Below are 19,060 nucleotides of genomic sequence, written 5' to 3'. Positions count from 1 at the left end.
GACCATGGCGATGACTCGCGCCGGCAGGCCGCGGCTGACGACCCAGCGACGGCCCGGGTTGACAGCGCGGGACGAGATCCTCGATGCCGCAGGCGAATTGTTCACGACTCTGGGCTACCTGGGGACGTCGACGCGCACCATCGCCGAGGCGGTGGGCATCCGGCAGGCGTCGCTCTACCACTACTTCAAGACCAAGGACGACATCCTCTGCGCGTTACTGAGTCAAACCGTGACGCCGACCTTGCTACTCGCCGACCGCTTGTCGGCCGCCAGGCCAACCCTCAGCTCAGCCGAGCACCTGCACTCGCTCGCCCTGTTCGACGGCCGTCAGTTGTTGGAGGGTCGGTGGAATCTGGGCGCGTTGTATCTGCAACCCGAATTGCGAGGAGCTCGACTGGAGCCGTTCTGGTCGGATCGGGAACGGCTGCGCCTGCATTACCTGGCCGTGAGTAAGTCCATTGTCGTGGACACCGGAGTGGATGAGGCGGCCGCCGACCTACCCTTCCGATTGGTCGAGTCGTTGGTCAACATGTGGAACACGCCGCCTGGTCATGAGCGCACCCGCCTTCCCGACCATGTCGCAGATGCGTGCATCAGGGTGCTGGGCATGCCGGACAGCGCGGCGCCTGCATTGCGCGCGCGAAGTCAGCTGGAATTGGCGCGGCACGCGGATACCGGCTAGTACTTGCGGTCGCCCTCGCTGTCATCGAAGAACGCCCAGTGGCCGTCGTCAGCCTTGACTTCCATTCGCCAACCCAGTTCCGGATTGGCCTTCTGGTCGACGAACCAGGCATGCGCGTCGTCGGCGCTCTCGATGTCCTTGGTGTCGACGACCTCACCCTTCGGGTTCAACACACGATACGTAGCCATGTGCGTAGCGTTCCCAGCCGCGGGTGAGTTGAATCAATCCACTTTGGGCATCGGAATGCCCTCACTGGCGGAGAACTGCGCATCCTGCTCCGAGGCGAGGCCCATCGACACCACCGAGCGGTCGAAGAACACGTCGGTCAGGTAGGCCAACGACACCGCCCAACGGTTCACGAATCGGGGAATCGCATACAGGTGGTAGAGGCGGGTGACGGCCTTCGCCGGAAATCCGGACAGCTGGATGTTGAGGGGGTTCGCGACGGCCCGATGGGGGCCGAGGTCGACCACCAATCCCATGTTCCGGTGCTTGTAGGTCTTCATCGTGCCGTAGCCCAGGCTGGCAGCGACGTTGTGCGCCAACACTTTTCCTTGCCGGGTGGCATGTTGTGCGGTCGGCGGGGTGATCTTGCCCGGTTGAGTGACATCGGGCACCGCCGCCGCATCACCGGCCGAGAACACACCCGAATGGTCGAGCACCTGCAACTGGGTGTCCACCTTCAGCCTGCCCTTCTCGGTCGGCAGGCCCAGCTTTTCGATCAACGGCGCACCGGTCACGCCGGTAACCCACGCGACGGTGTGCGTGCGGACCAGCGAATCATCGCTGAGCACAACATGTTCGGGATGCACTTCCTTCAGCGTGACACCAAGCCGGACGTCGATGCCGCGCGTTTGCAGCACACGCTGTGCCGCGGCACCCAGTTTCTCGCCCACCTCGGGCATCACCTGCTCGGCGAGGTCCAGCAGGATGAACTTGACCGACGCGGGGTCGAAGTTGATCTGTTTGGCCGCGGAGTCGGCAAGGGCCCGCAACTGGACCGCCAATTCGGTGCCCGAATACGACGCCCCGACCACCACGATCGTGCGCCGTGCCGCGGCCCGGCCGGGATCGTCGTCGACGTCGGCCAGTTCCAGTTGCTCGAGCACGTGGTCGCGCAGATACAGCGCCTCGGCCGTCGATTTCAGCCCGCGTGCGTGCTCGGCCAGACCCGGCACGTCGAACAGCCTGGTCACCGAACCCGGCGTGAGGACCAAGCGATCCCAAGACAGTGTGCGAGCACGTTCTTCAGGGTCGGTGAACGTCACCGTGCGCTGATCGAAGTCGACCTCGTCGACCCGGCCGCGGATCTGCTGAACGCCCCGAAGCGCGTTGGCGAGCGGGATCGCGACGAAGCGCGCATCCACCAGACCTCCCGCGACGTCAGGCAGCAGCGGGGTGTAGAGCATGTAGTCCACCGGCGAAATGATCGATATGTCCACCGACGGGTCGTGTTTGCGAAGCTTTCTGGCCAGATGACGGGCGCACTCGAAGCCAGTGAACCCGCTGCCGACGATAACCACAGACGTCACCGCCCCCACATTACGTGTCAGGGGTTGTACAGCAGCGTGCCGAACTTCATCGCCAACCACGGCCTGCGCCCACCTGGACGAAGCTGGCCGCGAAGCACCGGTGACAACTGCCCGATTCGGCCGTAGCCGAGCAACAGGAAGGCCACCGGGTCCGCCGTGATCACGCAATCGGCCCGCGGCCCTGCGGCGCTGACGACAGCCTTACCGCCGTCGACCGCCATCCGGTAACTCGGCCCGCCACGCATCCGCAACTCGAAGCTGGCGTGCACGCCTGCCGCGCGCCGCGGCCGCAGATAGTGCGGCATCACAGCCAGCGCGCCGGGAAACACCAGAAGCGCATCGGCCGTGGCGATCGGCCACTCAATCCCGGCAGTGCGTGCGATGTCGAGGCCGTGGATCAGTTGCTCGCCCAGCAACAGAGCCGCCATGGTCGGCGGAGCGATCACCAATCCGTTGGGCGTGGCGATCTCGGCATGGGAGTCGGCGCTCGACGCGACGTTCAGGTAGGCGTCGGTTGCCGCCTCGAGTGTGTCGGCGAGCCGGTGCAGGTTGCGCTCGGGCACCTCTTCGAGGTGCCGGGCGTTGACCCGGGCGCTGAGCGCCGATGGCGATTCCGTCGACGGATTGGCGTGGGTCATGTAGCCACCGGCGTGCCGTGTCAGTGCCTGGGCGTAGTCACGGAGGTCCCCGATTACGTGTGCAGCCGTCTCGGCCGCGGTCCAGGCCAGGCCGGGTGCGGGTGAGTCGGGCGTTTCGACGTGTCGCCAGAGGTCGGCGTTGCGCGCCACCGCGGCGCGCAACGCGGTGAGGGTGGGGCCATAGGCCCGACGGGCATCTTCGGCCGGCCCGCGCAGATCGAGGGAAGCGGATGTCATAGGGCAACTATTTCACATAATGGCACTATGTCAATAGATTGTTGTCGTTGTGAAGATGAGGAGCAGACATGTCAGACCAGCCCGCCTCGCTGCGCGCCGAACAGGTCGCGCAGACGCGGGCCGCGCTGGTCGCGGCCGGCCGCAAGCTCTTCGGTGAGAACGGCTTCCGTGCCACCTCTGTCGAGGACCTGGCCCGCGAAGCGCGCGTCACCACCGGCGCGCTGTACCACCACTTCCCCACCAAGACAGCGCTTTTCGAGGCTGTCTTCCTCGACGCGCATACCGACCTGATGACCGCGTCCACCAGCGCGGCGCAAGGTGCGTCAGACGGCATCGATGAGCTGGCCCGCGGCTTCGACGCTTTTCTCGACGGTGTGCTGCAACCGGATATGCAGCGCATCCTGATCGTCGACGGGCCCGCGGTGCTCGGCCTTGCCCGCTACACCGAACTCGACGAACGGTATGCGCACAAAGTGATCGTGCACGCCCTGACGGCAGCCGCGGAGGCAGGCACGATCACCATCGACGATCCCGAGACCGCCACCCGGCTGTTGCTCGGCGCCCTCACCCGCGGCGCGATGCTGATCGCCAACTCGGCCGATCCAGTTGAAACGCGGCACGCGGTCGCCAAGTCGATGCGAGCGTTGCTGTCGAGCTTCACTCCGTCGCCTGGATGAGGGAGGCTGGGCGCATGACGCGTCCGCTGCGCGGGTTCGACCCGTTCCGGCCGCTCGACATGTTGGCGTCGCTGTGGTCGACAGCGGCAGTCGCGCCGGTGAGTACCGGAGCGGCGGCCGCTTACCGCACGTTGTTCATGACCGTGCGGCGATTGGTGGTTGGACGGCGGCTGTCCGTCCGACTGGATGACGGCGACCTCACGCTGACGATCACCGAGTTCGATTCACGGCTCGATGTGCGCGGGCTCTCCGTCGGCCAACTCAACGACGTCCGGCTCGGGTCGCGCGATATCTGGTGGAACGACAGCCATTTCGACCGGGCCACCGCGGTGCTGCACAACGTGCACATGAAGCCGACAACCCCGCCGGTGCTGGTGGCCGCCCCCGTCGAGCTCACGCTCGAGATTCCGGCGCCAGTGCTTGACGAGTTGTTCCGATGGGCGGCCCCGCGACTCGCAGGCGACATCGGTGCCGATGGCGTCGCACGGCTGCGCCTGGCCGCCAGACCCCTGCTCGGCAACGTCGAGGTCGATGCGCACCTCGACGGCTCGACGCTGTGGCTCAAGCCGCGCGGCCTGGTGATTCGCCGGTCGCGCATGCGGTTGCCTGAGCGCGCACCCGCGTATCCGGTGCGGCTTCCGCAATTGCCGCACGGACTGATCCTGACCGGCATCAGCTTCGCGCCCGGCGTAGTGCGCCTGACGGGCACGCTGACGGAATGGCGAATGGACATTCCGCGAAAACGCCTGGAGGACATCCTCAATCAACTCAGCGTCGTTGGTGTGCCACTGAACCTGACCAGGATCGGGCGGTTCTTCTAAGCGCACGCGCACTCGCGGCCAGGGCGTCGGGTACCGCAGCGTCACGGTGTCGAATGTCACTACACCAATGTGCATGCGGGCCAGGCGGTCTCGGAAACTCATGGCTCTGTCTGGTATCCCGGTCCAGCGCACATCTCACACATCGGCCCGTTGTCGCGTCTACGAAAGGTGAAACCTCGCCGCCTATCTATCAGTGAACAGCGCGGTCACCGATCGGCCGTGATGGTCATCACGAACGGGCAGGAAACGGAATCAAATGGCTGACCTGCCAGTTCAAAGGTCTAGACATAATACGAAAGGACCCACGATGAAGAAGTTCGGAATTGCCGCTTCGATCGTCGGCGGTACTGCCGCCGCGATCATCGGACTGGCAGCTCCGGCAGCCGCGGCGCCGTCAGGTCCTGGCAGCGCTGCACAAACCATCAACGAACTACAGGCAGACGGCTATACCGTGATCGTGAACCGGATCGGCACCACCCCGTTGGATCAGGCCACCGTGGTGGCCGTTCGGCCCGGTCAGACGTTCTCCCGCACGGACACCGGGGTCGCGGGCGCGGGCAACGACATCTTCACCACCGTCACCGACAAGACGGTCTACGTCGACGTCAAGTGAGATCTTCGCGAGGAGGGGCGCCCGATCGGGTGCCCCTCCTTTGTGTTTGGGCATGCTTGTGGACATGCTGAAGCCGTGATCGAACTGGCGCGCTACCAGGAGGGCCAGGCGAGCGTGACGGTTTCGCGCGACGGCGATGCACTGGTGTTCTGGTCGTCCTACACCGACGGTGGCAAGGCAATCACCGAAGAGTCGCGCATCGCCGTCGTCGACTTCGTCGCCAAGGGTCAGGGCCCGTGGCCGTGGTACGACCTCGGCGACAAGCGGGCGGGCGCACTGATGGTGCTCAGCGCTCTGGGTGTCGACCCGCCGGCCTGGACGACTCCGCTGCCGACCGAGGTTCTCGATCTCTTCCGGCGGGCGTGCAGCGGCAGCACGGAAGTGATCGAGCTGCTCGCCTGGGGCGCTGAGCCCGATCCCGTCGATCCCTGTGGCGCCTCACCGCTTTGGTACGGTGTGCGCTCGTCAAGCGCGGGCATCGTCGTCGCGCTGATCGATGCGGGCGCCGACCCGGGCCGGCGCATCGAACTGTCGGCTCGCGGCGAGAGGTTCACGACGATCCTGCATGAGATCGTTCGGCTCGGCCGCACCGTCGCGCTCGCGCACGCACTAGCCAAAGGCACTCGCCCTGACCTCACCGACTCCGACGGTGCGTCACCGCTGCACGTGCTCGACGGCAAGAACGACAACGTGAACGCTGAACTCGTTCGTGCGCTCGTGCACGCGGGGGCCGACATTGATGCCCTGACCACCAGCGGCGGCCGGCCGATCGGGCACGCCGCCCGGAGGATCCTGCCCGCTACGGTGGCCGCGTTGGTCGAGCTCGGCGCGGACGCCAGCGCCGGCCTCGACGCGCTGCTGCCCTGGTGGGCGGCCGTCGGCGCGCGCTACTGCGGGTATCGCGCCGATGACGTCACCGACGTCATCGACATCCTGCGCGCCGGAGGAGCCGTGGTGACGGACGGGCACCGCAGATCTGCAGCCGACGCCGGGGCGGCGCAGGTAGAAGCCGCGCTGCGCGGTTAGAGTCGCGGTGTGCCGAGGTATTCGCGTTATGTCGCGATGGGTGACAGCCAAACCGAGGGACTCTGGGACGGCGACGATGCGGCGGGATTGCGCGGGTTCGCCGACCGGCTCGCAGCACTCATCGACGGCCACTACCCCGGGCTGGCCTACGCGAACCTCGCGGTGCGTGGCAGGCGGATCCGCGATCTGCTGGACGACCAGCTTCCCGAGGCGCTTGGCATGAACCCCGACCTCATCACGGTCTGTATCGGGATGAACGACGTCACCCGGCCGGGACCGCATTTCGACCCCGCTATGAACGAACTCAGGGAGCTCTACTCGCGGTTGGCAGTGTCGGGTGCGACCATCGTCACGACGACCTTCCCGGACATTCCGAAGATCATTCCGATCGGCAGATTCCTCGCGTCGCGCGTATTGCGCATCAACGCTGAAATCAGGACAGCCGCCGGGCGGTACGGATTCCGGCTTGTTGACCTCTACACCGCGCCGTCGATGACGAATCCAGACACCTGGAGCGCAGACCGTGTGCACGGCTCCCCCAAGGGCCACGAACTGTTCGCCGCGGCGGCCGCCGAAGCCTTGAAACTTCCTGGCAGCAACCATGATTGGGCAGGGTCCGATGGCGGCCCCAGCCGTCAGACAGTCTGGTCGCAGGCGCGTTCTCAGGCGCTGTGGACGAACAACATGCTGATGCCGTGGCTGTGGCGGCACGTGCGCGGCCGGTCGTCGGGAGATGGCCGCGGCCCCAGACGCCCGCGACTGGAACCCGTCGTGGGTCAGAAGCCCAGCAGTCCGAGCGGAATCGGCGGCTGACCGTTGGCGATCGACGACACCGCTGTCGGGCAGAACAACGAGATGGCGATACCGGTGAACATGGTCGCCGGGCCCAGCGACATCCCGCCGGCATCGGCGACCTTGGCGGCGACGTCGGCGGCCGTCTGACCGGGCTGGGCAAGCATCGGGCACACCTGTTGCCCCAGTGCCTCGGCATTGGCCGGGTCGGCAGCCCCGATACCGGCGTCGGTCAGCGCGGACAGAAACGAGTCATCGGGCGTGTCGGCCTGCGCAGGCGCGGCGCCCACCAACCCGGAAGCCAACACACCGGCGGACAGGGCAAGGACGGTTCGTCTGCGCAGCACCAAGGCAGCGTACGTCAGACGCCGGTCCAGGCCGCATCGATGCTGGTGGCGACGTCGATGACCTTGGCCTGTTGTGATTCGGGGCTGTCGATCTCGCCTGACACGTGGGCGGCGATGAATCGCTTGATCTCGGCGTCGATGTTGCCGAGGATGCGCACCAACTCAGCGCGCAGCGACTTGGACGTGACGTGAATGGAGATGTCCGATGATCGCGGCTTCTCGACGTCGAGAATCAACAACAGCGGCTCGGCTGCCCGCGCCGTCGCGCGCAGCGTGATCTCGCCGAACACCATGAACTTGGGCCGGTCGATGCGCAGGTCGACAACCATGTCGATCTCCAGCGGAATCCGGATGTCGAAGGTGATCAACTCGGCCACCGTGCGCTTGACCCGGGGATCCATGATCCTGACTTTGGCGGTGACCTTCGCGATCTTCCCGGGGCCCTGCCCCATCGGCCCCATTTCGAAAGCGTCTCCCGCGATCGCGGCGATCGCTCCGCAGACCCGGTCTTCGCTGACCGCGGTTTCGAAGAACTTGCGGCCGAACTGTTCGTAGGTCATGTAGTCATCGGCGTCCATGGTGCTGTAACCGTCTCACGTCCGTCGACTCAACGGCGACAACACCACCGAATCGAGACGACGGCGACTAGCCGTGCTGCTCGCTGCGCGCCTCGGCACCTGTTTCGCCGGCGTCGATCGCGTCGTCGGAACTTGTCCGGCCCACGTAGGTGCCGTCGTCGTCGTCACTTTTGCCGGCGCGGGAAGCGGCGACCCCGTCGTCATCGGCGACGTCCTGTTCGCTGTCGTCATCGTCCTTGTGCCGGATCATGCGCACCGGTCTACCCCGGCAAGTAATCGGTGAAACGAATCACGCCGCCTCGCTGAACACACGGATCCGCGTGATGGCAACGGGTTCGCCTGCCACTTCGGCGAAGACGACGCTGCGCTGCCCGGCCCGCTCAGTGGCCGCGACGACGGAGTTACCGGATCCGATGAGCTTTCGCCACCGCGCCCCCGACAAATGCCGCAGCAGGTCGCCTGCGCTCAACGCCATGTCGTCGCCGCTGGTGATCCGGACCTGGCCGGCGAGACTCCTGCGCATGCCCACTTCGTCGCCGGCGCAGGCCGCATCCAGAAACCGCGCGACCACTGCCTTGGCGCCGCCGCTCATCCCTCGCAGGCCGCCAAGGAAGCCGAGCGTGCCGACCAGCCCCTGATTACTGATCAACAGCTTCGACAGTTGAAGGCCTGCGGGTACCGCCCGGACGCCGCCGCGCAAAAACTGTCCCACCATCGCGGGAAGCTCCCAAAAAGCTGACAACGCAGTGAGTTTCAGTTCTCCGCCGTCGTCCTTCATGTCGTAACGGATGTAGACCGGCACGTTGAGGGTCAGCGTCGAGGCCATTGTCACTTCCAGTTCCCCGTCCCGGACGACAGTGCGGCCGACGACGATGTCGACGTCCGGGTGGAACCTGATCACGCGTGGGCCGATGAACGTGTCGTAGAAGCGCCCGATCGCGCCGATTCCCAGATGCGGCGCGGAGCCGACCGGATCCTCGACGCGCCCGTCCGTGGCGAAGAGACCGACCCAGGCCTCGCGGTCGCGCGCACCGGCGGCCGCAGGGGAACGCTCGGCGGCCGCCAGGATGTCGGCGCGCGTGAATGCCATATGGGTTGCCTACCACCCGGCGCTGGCCTCAGTCGACTACTTCGCCCAGCGCAGGCACACTGGGGTTACCGCAACGCTGCGGTGCATAGCTGGCAGGAGGAACCACAATGAGCAGCAACGGACCCTTCGGGATCGACCCCGAGGAATTCGACCGGGTGGTCCGTGAGGCGGGCGAAGGGCTTCGCGACGCGCTCGACGGAGTCAGCAGGTTCTTCACCACATCCGGTGAGCGGGCAGGCTGGGCCACTCTGTTCGAGGAGTTCACCCAGCAATCGCGGCGCAGGACAGAACCGGAGACCACCGGCGAGACCGGTGACGGGGTTTGGGCCATCTATACGGTCGACGACGACGGTGGCGCACACATCGAGCAGGTTTATCCGACTGAACTGGACGCGCTTCGCGCCAACAAGACCAACACCGATCCGAAGCGCAAGGTGCGCTTCTTGCCCTACGGCATCGCGGTCAGCGTGCTGGACGCCCCCGACACCCCTTCCGACACAGCCGAGTAGCTAGCCGAACCAGTCGCGCAGTCGCACCCGTGGGAACTGACGGGCCTGCGCTGTCAAAGAACCGTTGTTCGGCACGTGCAGGCGCGCCGCATAGTTGTGTCGTAAACGTAACGGGCCCAACGCGATACGGTCGTGCGTCATCCAACGGGTTACGACTGTGCGGCAGGTGACGCGCCGAGCACTCGCTGAATATCGGGCTTCATCTGTTGCAGCTGCTGGCCTGCGTAACCCCAGGCGTGGATGCCGTCGGTGAAGTTGAACACTGCGTTGTTGCCGCCTGCGGCGATGTAGGCGTCAGCGAACGTGTGGTTGGAGTCGATCGCCATCCCCTCCAAGAAGCCCAGGCCCCCGATCGGCGCGTCAGGGCTGGCCAGCGCCGGGTCGGTCGGCGTTCCGCTGCCGCAATAGATCCACAGCCGGGTGCCGTTGGCGGCCAGCCTGCCCGCTTGCACCGTGGGATCGTTGCGGGCCCAGGCGGGGTCGCCCGGCGCGCCCCACATCGCCTCGCGGCTGAAGCCGCCGTTCCACATCATCGCGATGCCCACCTGTCCAGGGTCGGCCGACAGGTTCAAGAAGCCCGAAAGCGACCCGGCGTAGGCGAACTGTTGCGGATGGAAGGCGGCCAGGATCAGGGCCGAAGACCCGCCCATGGAGAACCCGACGACGGCGTTTCCGGTCTGCGGCGTGCCCTTGTTGGCCGCTAGCCACGCGGGTAGCTCCTGGGTGAGGAAGGTTTCCCACTTGTAGGTTTGCGTTCCGCCGTTTCCGGCGGCGGGCGCGTACCAATCGCTGTAGAAACTGGATTTGCCGCCCACCGGCAGCACCATCGACAGGCCCGAGCCGTTGTACCAGTCGAACAGATTGGTGTTGATGTCCCAGCCGTTGAGGTCGTTCCCGGCCTCCATGCTGTCCAGGACGTACACCGCGCGAGCGGCAGGACCGCCGCTCATGAACTCGACTTTGACAGTGCGGCCCATGCCCTGCGACGGCACCTCGAGATACTCGATGGGCAGCCCGGGGCTGGAATATGCCCTCGCCGCCGCGGTCTGGCCGACCGCCCCGACCAACCCAGGCATCAGCGCCGCCGCGAACGCGGTGACCGCGAACCGTCTGACCCAGCCGCTGACCTCTCCCGCCAGGATCGCCATGATCGCCCCCCTGATCTCAGCCCCGAACCCGGATTCAGCGGACGATACGCGTTACAGAGATGTCACCTGCCATTTTTCGCAGACAGTTGGCAATCATCGTAAAAACAACAAGAATGGCGGGTTATGTGGGAGGAGGCGCTGCCCCGCCGAACGTGAGGCTATGCGCGAGATCTTGCGATCTCTTCGAGCACGAGTTCACGTTCGGCGGGGTTTGCCGCCGCGGCCACCTCGGCCAGTTCCCAATCGCGGTACAGCGCGAGCGATCGCTCGTAGAACGCGAAGCCACCGACCGGTTGACCGCGATGCGTGCCGCGATACCGAAACGGACCTTCCATGTATTCCAGCGGCAGCCCGTGCGCCGGCGCGGGCACCAGCGGTTCGCCGACCAGATCCAGGTCGAGGCGCTGCGACGTCAACCTGTGTCGATCTGGCATGTAGCGCACCGCCGACGGCGGCGGCACCAACGTCGTGACGTGGTCGGGCCAACGGACATAACTGTCGATGGTGACCTCGATATCGTCGGCGTATTCCGGCGCACCGTCCGGGGAGCTCGTCGTCGCTCCTGAAAATGGTTGCAACGCATTGTGATCGGTGCGGTCGAATTGCCGCCAGACAGACAGGTCCACACCGTTGTCGAGGTTGATGGTGCGCCACTCGTGCGCCCGGGAGCGGATGTCACCTGTCGGTCCGCCGTCGTTGGCCACCAACGGGAACCACTGCCGGTCGACGTGGCCGGTGTGGCCGGTCACCGGCTCGTCGACCGCGCCCCAGCGCAGCCTTCCCGTCATCGTCATCCGGGTCTGAAAGTAGGAGTACGTCGCGGCCTGGCCGAAGCATTCGACCTTGCCGTTGTACGCGGCCGCACCAAGGGGAACGGGGGCGCGAGACGGGGTGACGTGCAGCTCAAGTCGCATGGCCTCGCCACGCGCGTCCACCCCGGTCAGGCTGACGTCGTAGGTGTACGGAATCAGCAGGCCGTGCCGATCGCGACACGTCCGCCACACCGCGCGGCCAGCGCTGCTGTCATACGTCAGGTCGAGATGCCCTCTCGCGGCGGCCAGCTTGGGTTGCGCCCCCTGAATCATATTGGCGGGCGGCATGTCGTAGTCGGTGAAGGTGTCGTACTCGCCGCTGTCCAAGTCGAACAGCGCGAAGGTGTGAAAGTCGGCGACGATCGTCCCGCCCGGCCGGTTCTTGTTGAAGATCGTCAAGAAGGCGAAGTGTCGCCCGCCCTCGGAGGTCAGCTCACCCGCGATGAACCAGGTGTCGGATTCGAAGTCGTCGTGATTGCCTTCGGCGGCCGGAAACGACAACTGCGGGTCGCCCGGCACCAGTTCGAACGGGTACCGGTGCCAATCGGTGGAGTCCACGATACCTGCCTTTTTTGCTATGTTTGCAGCAATAGCAACTTTAGCGGCCCGGAGGCTCATCCGTGGAATCCCTTGTCTACGACAAGCTGTACATCGGTGGCCAGTGGCAGAAACCAGCCACCGATCGGCGGATCTCGGTGATTTCGCCGCACTCCGAAGAATTAATCGGCGAGACGCCCGGCGCGTCGGCCGCCGACGTCGACAGGGCGGTGACTGCGGCCAGGAGAGCATTCGACGAGGGACCGTGGCCACGGCTGACTCCGGACGACCGGATGGAGAAGATCGAGAAGCTTGCCGCCGTGTACAGCGGCCACACCGATGAGATGGCCGACCTGATCACCGCTGAGATGGGCTCGCCGCGCAGCTTCAGCAAGCTCGGCCAGGCCGCAGGCGCGGTGGCGCAGATGCATCTGAATCTCGCGACGGCTCGCGACTTCCCATGGGTCGAGCGGCGGCAGGGTTTGTTCGGAGAGGTGCACGTGCGCCGGGCCCCCGTCGGGGTGGTCGGGGCGATCGTGCCGTGGAATGTCCCGCAATTCCTGATCATGCCCAAGCTGATTCCCGCGCTGATCGCCGGCTGCACCGTCGTCGTCAAGCCTGCACCCGAAACACCGTTGGACGCACTGTGGTTGGCCGAGATGCTGGACCAGATCGACCTACCAGAAGGCGTCGTATCCATTCTTCCCGGTGGCCGCGAGACCGGCGAGGCTCTCGTCTGCCACCCCGGAGTGGACAAGATCTCGTTCACCGGAGCGTCGTCGACGGGCAAGCGGATTGCCGCGTTGTGCGGCGAACAGCTCAAGCGGGTGAGCCTGGAGCTCGGGGGCAAGTCGGCGGCAATCATCCTCGACGACGCCGACATCGACCGTACCGTCAAGCATTTGAAGATGGCGAGCTTGATGAACAACGGGCAGGCCTGCGTGGCGCAGACCAGGATTCTGGTCAGCGAGCGTCGTCACGATGAGCTCGTTGACGCGCTGGCGGACATGATGGCCGGTTTGCAGGTGGGTGATCCCGCCGACGACGACACCGATATCGGACCCTTGGTCGCCCAGCGGCAGCAGGACCGCGTGCGGGGCTATATCCGCAACGGGCTCGATGAGGGCGCGCGAATCGTGTTGGGCGGCGCGGAAAAACCACGCGATCGGGGCTGGTATGTCCAGCCGACGCTGTTCGCCGATGCGACCAACGAGATGCGCATTGCGCGCGAAGAGATCTTCGGTCCGGTGCTGACCGTGCTGTCGTACTCCGACGAAAAGGACGCCATCCGCATCGCCAACGACAGCGATTACGGGCTGGCGGGCTCGGTGTGGACGAACGACGTCGCACACGGCCTGGAGATCGCTGCCGAGATCCGCGCGGGCACCTACGGCATCAACATGTACACGCTGGACACCAGTTGCCCGTTCGGCGGATTCAAGCAGTCCGGCATCGGGCGCGAGTTCGGCGCAGAGGGGTTGTCGGAGTATGTCGAACTTCAGTCGACGGTGAGTGCAGCCCAGCTGCCGGCGCTCGGCTAGCCCGAAATCTCCACGGTAACCTCTGCGGGACAACACAATTCGTCGCGCTGGTTGAACACCGCGATCTCGAGGTCGACCAGGAGACGCGGCGACTCCCCCGCGGTGTCGATGCGCTTGCCGACTACTCGGCCACGCGCCACCATCGAATCACCGGCATAGATCGACCCCAGAAGTGACACCTTTCGTCGCACCACCCTGCTCGTCGGCCCGCCGAAGTCGGTGGCGATCCGATCGATGAACCCGGCCAGATGCATGGTGTTGACGAAAATCGTTGGATGCCCGTGGTCTTCGGCGTATTCCGGGTCGTAATGCCACGGCACATAATCCCACGTGCTGCCGGCGTTCATCACCACGCGCTGGTAGCTGATCCGGTCCACGACCTCAGGAAGTTGTTGAGGCACCGCCACGTCGGCCCACTTCATCGGTGCCCCGCAGGTGTATACCGGAACAACGTGTTGGTGCAGAGCGCGACGACGACACCGTCGCCACGCGAGTAGGTTTCCCTGGTCTCGATGAAGTGGCCTGCACCGACGCGGGTGGTCTTCTCCTGCGACACCGAGGCGACCTCCTCCACCACACTGAGCATGTCGCCCTCCAGCACAGGATGCCGGAACTCCGCGTCATTGGACGCGTTGATGATCGCGATGCCTGGCAACGGAACCCGGACCGCGATCGACGCCGTCGGCGGTACGCCGCTGGGCACCCACGGTGGCGGAATCAACAGCCCGGTCAGCAGTGCAGGCGGAGCCACCAGACCGCCCCACACCGACGTCGCGAAATCGGCATCCCAGTACGACGGGTTGGGGTCGCGCACCAGCGAGGCGAAATGCTGGATGCGGGCCCCGCTGACGGCCGTGCCTGCGAACCGCGGCGCCGTTTTGGTGCCGACCATCAGCAGTGCGTCCTGGTAAGTGCCGAACGCGAATTCGTAGCTGAGGTCTGCTGTCACACCGGCAGCGCGCTAACCCGCGGGGCGAGGTCCCAATGAAGTTCGCGCGATGTGAAGTACCAACCGCCGCGCTCGTAGACGAGCGCGTCGGTATACGTCCCAGTGGCGTGAAGTTCGGCTCCGACGAACACCAGCCCGACGCACCGTTGCCTCGCCTCCACCCCGTCGACGGTTATCTCATGGTCCACGGTGACAAGCCGCCTGCCGCCGCCGCCGTTGAAAGCCGCACGCAGATCGGTGAATTCCTCGCCCTCCCGTACCACCGTCGCACCGGAGTGCCGAAACGTCTTGATCCAACCCTCCAGATCGCCCGCCGAATACGCCCTGTTGTACCGCGCGTTCAGGTCGAGTATTGCGGCCCGCCCCGCCAACCCGTCCAGCACGAACTGCTGTTGGTACGTCAACGTCATGCCGTTGTCTCCCTTCTATCGGGTCAGCACGTAACCGTGCGCTTCGCGGTCCCACGCGGCCTCACCCGGGCCCCTGTCGCGCAGCACGTCCTTGCAGACGCGCCCGATGACGTTCTTCGGAATCTCGGCGACCACCTCGAGATATCGCGGCACACAGAAGTAGGGCATGCGGGCAGAACAGAAGTCGAGCAACTCTTCGTGGTCGACGACCGCGCCGGGCCGCGCCGTCACCACGACGAGGATGTCGTCCTCGCCGAGTTCACTCGGGACACCGACGGCCGCGGCCTCCGACACCGCGGGATGGCGCATCACGGTCTGTTCCACTTCGACAGAGGAGACGTTCTCGCCGCGGCGCCGGAGCGAGTCTTTGACCCGGTCGACGTAGGTCAGGGTGCCGTCGCTGTCCAGTCGGCATAGGTCACCGGTTCGAAACCACTCAGAATGGGAGTTGACCTGCAAAGAGGGCCCGCCGGACGCCGACGCCACATACCCCTCGCTCATCGCATGCGGTGACCGCGCCCGGCAGGCAAGTTCTCCCACCATACCCTCGGGTACGGGTTCATCAAGCAAATCGACAATGCGAACCTCGAAATCGGGGTTGACGTGCCCAGACGTACCCGGTACGCCGTCCTCTGAAACGGTTTTGTAGGCGATCGGGAAGGCCTCCGTCAGCCCGTACATCGTGACGACGCGGCAACGGTAACGCTGTTCGAGGGCGTGATACATATCGGCCGCGATCGGTGCCGCCGAGATGAACCGCAGTCCGGTCTCCGCGTCACCCGGGTTCGGCGGCAGATTGCACAGCATCGACACCATTGCCCCCGCGCCGGCGAACCCGGCGGCGCCGCAGGCCCGAATCTCGGCCAAGACCTCGCTGGGATGAAATGCCGCAGCCAGCACCGTGGTGGCACCAACCAGCATCGGCGCCAGCACGGTGGGTGCGGCGCTCAGATGGAACAACGGCATGGCGGTCCACAGCACCTCACCCGCGCCCAGCTCCCACGCCTTCGCGACGGTCCCCGCCGCGGTGAACAGGTAATGCCATGTGGTCACGACGGCCTTCGACGGTCCCGTGGTGCCCGACGTGAAGAACAGGGCGACATCGAGAGGGTCTGCGCTCGCACCCGGCGGCGGCTGAACCGACGCCGAGTCGAGCGCATGTGTCAACGAATCGCCCTGAACCAACGTCGACCTCAGCGTGACCACGTCATCGGCCACTTCGGCGAGGCGCGCATGGCGGTCGGCATCGGTGATCGCGACCGCGGCACGCGACAGCCGCAGCGCATGCCGCAGGAACTCCCCCTTGCTGGCCGCGTTCACCGCCGCAGGCACTGCTCCCAGGCGTGCCGCACCGAGCCAGAAATACACCCATTCCGGGCACGTTCCGGTGAACAGTGCAACCGTCTCGCCACGCGTGATGCCCAGGCTCGCAAGCACGTTGGCCGCTGCGCAGGAGCGGTCGCGCATCTGCGCGAAGGTCACAGGCGTGCCTGCGATCGACATCATCACGCGGTCGCCTACCTGCTGCGCGCGTCGGTCGAGCACCGCTGGAACGGTGAGGTCCCCGTCGGGCATCACGCCCTCGCTGCCGCCGGGTCGGGCTGACCGTCGGCGGTGTACCCGAAATCGTCGGCAGACGGTTCCTCACCGGGGTAGAACCGGTGTGCCCACCGCCGCAATGCGGCGTAGTCCCGCGCCTCCTCCGGGGCGAGGTTGGGCTTCTCCAGGTACTTCATGTTCTCCCACGTGAAGAAGTCCTGTTTAATGACTTCCTGTTGCAGCGCAAGGAACTTCGCGGCACGGCCGGTCGGCTTGTCGCCGGCGTCGCCGGGTTCCCGGACGGAGGCTTGTGTGTAGAAGTAGTCGGTGTAATCCTCGTCGACCGGGGTCTGGCCCGTCACCTGAACGGTTGCCACCAGATCCGACGGAAACCGGACCACGCCGAGCCCGAGCGAATAGTTGTCATAGATGATCTTGGCCTCGACGGGCCCGTTCGGCGTGAGCCAGGTCTTCGCCCGGCCTCCGCCGAAATCGGCGTTCACCGTCGCGTGCAGGTGGTGTCCGCTCACCTCGAAAGAGGCTGTGTTCGCGGGGTTGGCCGCCTTGTGCACATATTGCACGTGATACGGGTCGGCCGCGTTCTCGATGATCATCTGCGCGTGCACCTTGACCCGGTTGACCATTCGCGTGTGCGGGTGCAGCGGGTAGTACTCGTCGGTCTCCAACTCCGGCAGCACCGGCGGTTGCCAGTACGGCGCGCGACCGTGCCGCTCATGCCACACCACGATCAAGCCGTACCACTCCGCCACAGGATACGACTTGATGCGGACGTTCTGCTTACAACCGATCTTGCTGTACGGGATCAGTGCATTCGTGCCGTCGCCGTTCCAGTGCCAACCGTGCCACGGGCACACGATCCGCTCACCCTCCACGGTGCCGCCGACGCCCATGTTCGCGCCCAGGTGCTGACAGTAGGCGTCCAGGACGTTGATCTGTCCGGACGTGGTCCGGAAGATGACAAGTTCCTCGCCGAAGTAGTGCGCCCGCTTGACCTGCCCGGCCGCCAGTTCGGACGCGAACCCGACGATGAACCAGCCCGTCGGGAAACGGTATTTCGAGAGGCTGATGCCGCTGGGCCCGAACTCGCGCTCCGACGCGTCGGGGGCGGACGAGGTGTCCGCAACCGTGTCCGCCACTACTCTCTCCGTCCGCGCACCAACGGGGCAGGTCAGGACCTGTCCGTTGCCTATTTTTACTATTTTAGGCATTCTAGGTCAAGGTCAGCGAAGCGAGGAGCCTGCATGCCCATCACGACTCCGGTTGACTTGTCGGATTCATCGTTGTGGCAGAACGGTTTTCCCGACGGTCTGTTCGCACAGTTGAGGCGCGACCGGCCGCTCTTCCACCACGAACTGACCGATGGCGTCGCCAGGACGGTCAGACGCGACTTCTGGATGACGACCAAGCACCGGCACGCGCAGCGGATCCACCGCGACACCGACTCGTTCACCGCCGCGGATGGACCGTTGATCCAGCCGATCGGTGTGATGACGGATTTCCCGACCATCATCCACATGGACCCGCCCGAACTGACCAAGCGGCGCAGGGTGATGTCCCACGCATTCACTCCGAAGGCGATCGGCAAGCTCGAGGACGGCATCCGCACGCGTGCGGCGGCATTGATCGACCGCCTGCTGGAGGCGCGCGGTGGGGACTGGATCGACGATGTCGCCGATGTACTGCCCATGACGGTCATCGGCGACATCATCGGCATCCCCGACAACGACCGGCCAGAGATATTCGACACCTTGGACAAGATTCTGAAGACCGCGAATGCGCCGGACGCGGGGGCGACCGAACAGGAACAGCTCGACTTGTTCGGGAAGATCTTCACCTACGCCCTCGAACTCACCGCACAGAAGCGGCGCCATCCGGTCGACGACATCTGGAGCACGCTGGCCACCGCCGTCGTCACCGACGAGACCGGTGAGCAGCTGTCCATCCCGGCCAACGAGCTCGAAATATTTTTCTACGTGCTCACTTTCGCGGGCAGCGACACGACGAAGAACGCATTGGCGTCGGGACTGCAGGCGTTCGTCGCCAACCCAACCCAGATCTCGCGGTATCGCGCCGACGAGGCGATCCGGTCAAGTGCCGTCGAGGAAGTGCTGCGCTGGGCGACTCCGGTGGCGTTCTGGACGCGCACCGCCAAGGTCGACGTGGAGATCGACGGTGTCGTCATTCCGAAGGGCGATCGGGTGGTGTCGATGCTGCGCTCAGCCAATCGGGACGAAGACGTGTTCGAGGATCCGTTCGCATTCGACATCGGCCGCACCGAAAACCAGCACGTGACGTTCGGTGGTGGCGGGCCGCACCATTGTCTGGGAGCGATGTTGGCGCGCGCTGAGATACGAGCCGTACTCGATGAATTACTCAGTCGCGCCGATGAAATCACGCTCGGCGCGCCGACTGTCAGCCACCCCAATCTGACCAACAACATGTCGATATTCGACGCGCTGCCGATTTCGGTGCGGGCGCGCTAGCCGACCGGCGCCTCCGCCGAGATCAGGGTTATCACACGCGAAATGGCATCACTGCGTACCGGAACTTTATTTTGGCGC

At 65.4% G+C, this 19,060-nt stretch carries 23 protein-coding genes; 9 read left to right on the top strand and 14 right to left on the bottom strand.

What is annotated here, in order from left to right:
* Positions 1–4: 4 nt before the first annotated feature.
* A complete protein-coding gene (locus tag ACGFK1_RS29540; protein ID WP_393438151.1) occupies positions 5–682 on the top strand; it encodes a TetR/AcrR family transcriptional regulator in 678 nt (225 codons plus the stop codon).
* Here the strand turns inward: ACGFK1_RS29540 and ACGFK1_RS29535 are convergent.
* From ACGFK1_RS29535 to ACGFK1_RS29525, 3 genes are read right to left on the bottom strand one after another with little or no spacing between them, the layout of a single operon-like run.
* The gene (locus ACGFK1_RS29535) at positions 679–870 is read right to left on the bottom strand and encodes a hypothetical protein (protein ID WP_393438148.1); all 192 of its coding nucleotides are present in this window, start codon (positions 868–870) and stop codon (positions 679–681) included. The genes ACGFK1_RS29540 and ACGFK1_RS29535 overlap by 4 nt on opposite strands.
* 33 nt (positions 871–903) lie before the next feature.
* Positions 904–2,214 carry an NAD(P)/FAD-dependent oxidoreductase gene (locus ACGFK1_RS29530; protein ID WP_393438146.1) on the bottom strand — a complete coding sequence of 437 codons (1,311 nt, stop codon included), beginning with the start codon at positions 2,212–2,214 and terminating at the stop codon, positions 904–906.
* 17 nt (positions 2,215–2,231) lie between these two features.
* Positions 2,232–3,089: a hypothetical protein gene (locus ACGFK1_RS29525; RefSeq protein ID WP_393438143.1), complete on the bottom strand. Its 858-nt coding sequence runs from the start codon at positions 3,087–3,089 to the stop codon at positions 2,232–2,234.
* Between the two features lie 68 nt (positions 3,090–3,157).
* Here ACGFK1_RS29525 and ACGFK1_RS29520 point away from each other — a divergent pair, with 68 nt between their 5' ends.
* The 5 genes from ACGFK1_RS29520 (at position 3,158) to ACGFK1_RS29500 (ending at position 7,039) form a co-directional block, all read left to right on the top strand.
* On the top strand, positions 3,158–3,766 hold the full coding sequence (locus ACGFK1_RS29520) for a TetR/AcrR family transcriptional regulator (RefSeq protein WP_393438140.1): 609 nt from the start codon (positions 3,158–3,160) through the stop codon (positions 3,764–3,766).
* A gap of 14 nt (positions 3,767–3,780) precedes the next feature.
* Entirely contained in the window at positions 3,781–4,587 is an 807-nt protein-coding gene (locus ACGFK1_RS29515; protein WP_393438137.1) for a hypothetical protein, read from the top strand.
* 307 nt (positions 4,588–4,894) lie between these two features.
* Positions 4,895–5,200: a hypothetical protein gene (locus tag ACGFK1_RS29510; protein WP_393438135.1), complete on the top strand. Its 306-nt coding sequence runs from the start codon at positions 4,895–4,897 to the stop codon at positions 5,198–5,200.
* A 75-nt stretch (positions 5,201–5,275) separates the two neighbouring features.
* Complete coding sequence (locus ACGFK1_RS29505) at positions 5,276–6,226, top strand: ankyrin repeat domain-containing protein (RefSeq protein ID WP_393438133.1); 951 nt, start codon at positions 5,276–5,278, stop codon at positions 6,224–6,226.
* Between the two features lie 9 nt (positions 6,227–6,235).
* Positions 6,236–7,039 (top strand): SGNH/GDSL hydrolase family protein, encoded by an 804-nt coding sequence (locus tag ACGFK1_RS29500; protein ID WP_393438131.1) that lies wholly within the window; start codon positions 6,236–6,238, stop codon positions 7,037–7,039.
* Here the strand turns inward: ACGFK1_RS29500 and ACGFK1_RS29495 are convergent.
* The 4 genes from ACGFK1_RS29495 to ACGFK1_RS29480 form a co-directional block, all read right to left on the bottom strand.
* Positions 7,003–7,368: a DUF732 domain-containing protein gene (locus tag ACGFK1_RS29495; protein ID WP_393438129.1), complete on the bottom strand. Its 366-nt coding sequence runs from the start codon at positions 7,366–7,368 to the stop codon at positions 7,003–7,005. The two genes, ACGFK1_RS29500 and ACGFK1_RS29495, sit on opposite strands and share 37 nt — an antisense overlap.
* 11 nt (positions 7,369–7,379) lie before the next feature.
* Positions 7,380–7,943, bottom strand: coding sequence for a hypothetical protein (locus ACGFK1_RS29490; protein ID WP_393438126.1), 564 nt, complete (start codon positions 7,941–7,943; stop codon positions 7,380–7,382).
* A gap of 67 nt (positions 7,944–8,010) precedes the next feature.
* Positions 8,011–8,193 (bottom strand): hypothetical protein, encoded by a 183-nt coding sequence (locus ACGFK1_RS29485; RefSeq protein WP_393438123.1) that lies wholly within the window; start codon positions 8,191–8,193, stop codon positions 8,011–8,013.
* A gap of 39 nt (positions 8,194–8,232) precedes the next feature.
* The gene (locus ACGFK1_RS29480; protein WP_393438121.1) at positions 8,233–9,033 is read right to left on the bottom strand and encodes a nuclear transport factor 2 family protein; all 801 of its coding nucleotides are present in this window, start codon (positions 9,031–9,033) and stop codon (positions 8,233–8,235) included.
* Between the two features lie 107 nt (positions 9,034–9,140).
* Here ACGFK1_RS29480 and ACGFK1_RS29475 point away from each other — a divergent pair, with 107 nt between their 5' ends.
* A complete protein-coding gene (locus tag ACGFK1_RS29475; protein ID WP_393438118.1) occupies positions 9,141–9,542 on the top strand; it encodes a hypothetical protein in 402 nt (133 codons plus the stop codon).
* A 149-nt stretch (positions 9,543–9,691) separates the two neighbouring features.
* On the opposite strand, the gene ACGFK1_RS29470 is transcribed toward ACGFK1_RS29475, so the two are convergent.
* Positions 9,692–10,690: an esterase family protein gene (locus ACGFK1_RS29470; RefSeq protein ID WP_393438115.1), complete on the bottom strand. Its 999-nt coding sequence runs from the start codon at positions 10,688–10,690 to the stop codon at positions 9,692–9,694.
* A gap of 158 nt (positions 10,691–10,848) precedes the next feature.
* Complete coding sequence (locus ACGFK1_RS29465) at positions 10,849–12,060, bottom strand: lipocalin-like domain-containing protein (RefSeq protein WP_393438112.1); 1,212 nt, start codon at positions 12,058–12,060, stop codon at positions 10,849–10,851.
* 62 nt (positions 12,061–12,122) lie between these two features.
* Here ACGFK1_RS29465 and ACGFK1_RS29460 point away from each other — a divergent pair, with 62 nt between their 5' ends.
* Positions 12,123–13,580 (top strand): aldehyde dehydrogenase, encoded by a 1,458-nt coding sequence (locus ACGFK1_RS29460; RefSeq protein ID WP_393438109.1) that lies wholly within the window; start codon positions 12,123–12,125, stop codon positions 13,578–13,580.
* Here ACGFK1_RS29460 and ACGFK1_RS29455 read toward each other — a convergent pair.
* Genes ACGFK1_RS29455 through ACGFK1_RS29435 form a run of 5 tightly spaced genes read right to left on the bottom strand, consistent with a single transcriptional unit; the run spans position 13,577 to position 17,635 of the window.
* Complete coding sequence (locus ACGFK1_RS29455; protein WP_393438107.1) at positions 13,577–14,002, bottom strand: MaoC/PaaZ C-terminal domain-containing protein; 426 nt, start codon at positions 14,000–14,002, stop codon at positions 13,577–13,579. The genes ACGFK1_RS29460 and ACGFK1_RS29455 overlap by 4 nt on opposite strands.
* Entirely contained in the window at positions 13,999–14,472 is a 474-nt protein-coding gene (locus tag ACGFK1_RS29450; protein WP_393438285.1) for a MaoC family dehydratase, read from the bottom strand. The genes ACGFK1_RS29455 and ACGFK1_RS29450 overlap by 4 nt, the downstream gene beginning before the upstream one ends.
* A 53-nt stretch (positions 14,473–14,525) precedes the next feature.
* Positions 14,526–14,939 carry a nuclear transport factor 2 family protein gene (locus ACGFK1_RS29445; RefSeq protein ID WP_393438104.1) on the bottom strand — a complete coding sequence of 138 codons (414 nt, stop codon included), beginning with the start codon at positions 14,937–14,939 and terminating at the stop codon, positions 14,526–14,528.
* Between the two features lie 15 nt (positions 14,940–14,954).
* Positions 14,955–16,514, bottom strand: a complete 1,560-nt coding sequence (locus ACGFK1_RS29440; RefSeq protein ID WP_393438101.1) for an AMP-binding protein — start codon at positions 16,512–16,514, stop codon at positions 14,955–14,957.
* Complete coding sequence (locus ACGFK1_RS29435; protein ID WP_393438098.1) at positions 16,514–17,635, bottom strand: aromatic ring-hydroxylating dioxygenase subunit alpha; 1,122 nt, start codon at positions 17,633–17,635, stop codon at positions 16,514–16,516. Before ACGFK1_RS29435 ends, ACGFK1_RS29440 begins: the two co-directional genes overlap by 1 nt.
* Before the next feature lie 105 nt (positions 17,636–17,740).
* Between ACGFK1_RS29435 and ACGFK1_RS29430 the strand changes: the two genes are divergently transcribed.
* Positions 17,741–18,982 carry a cytochrome P450 gene (locus ACGFK1_RS29430; RefSeq protein WP_393438096.1) on the top strand — a complete coding sequence of 414 codons (1,242 nt, stop codon included), beginning with the start codon at positions 17,741–17,743 and terminating at the stop codon, positions 18,980–18,982.
* The last annotated feature ends 78 nt before the right edge of the window (positions 18,983–19,060 follow it).

This window comes from Mycobacterium sp. NPDC048908, from assembly GCF_043197955.1.
Taxonomy (GTDB): domain Bacteria; phylum Actinomycetota; class Actinomycetes; order Mycobacteriales; family Mycobacteriaceae; genus Mycobacterium.
The sequence above is the reverse complement of the archived record's forward strand: the minus strand, read 5'-3'. Positions and strand labels throughout refer to the sequence as shown.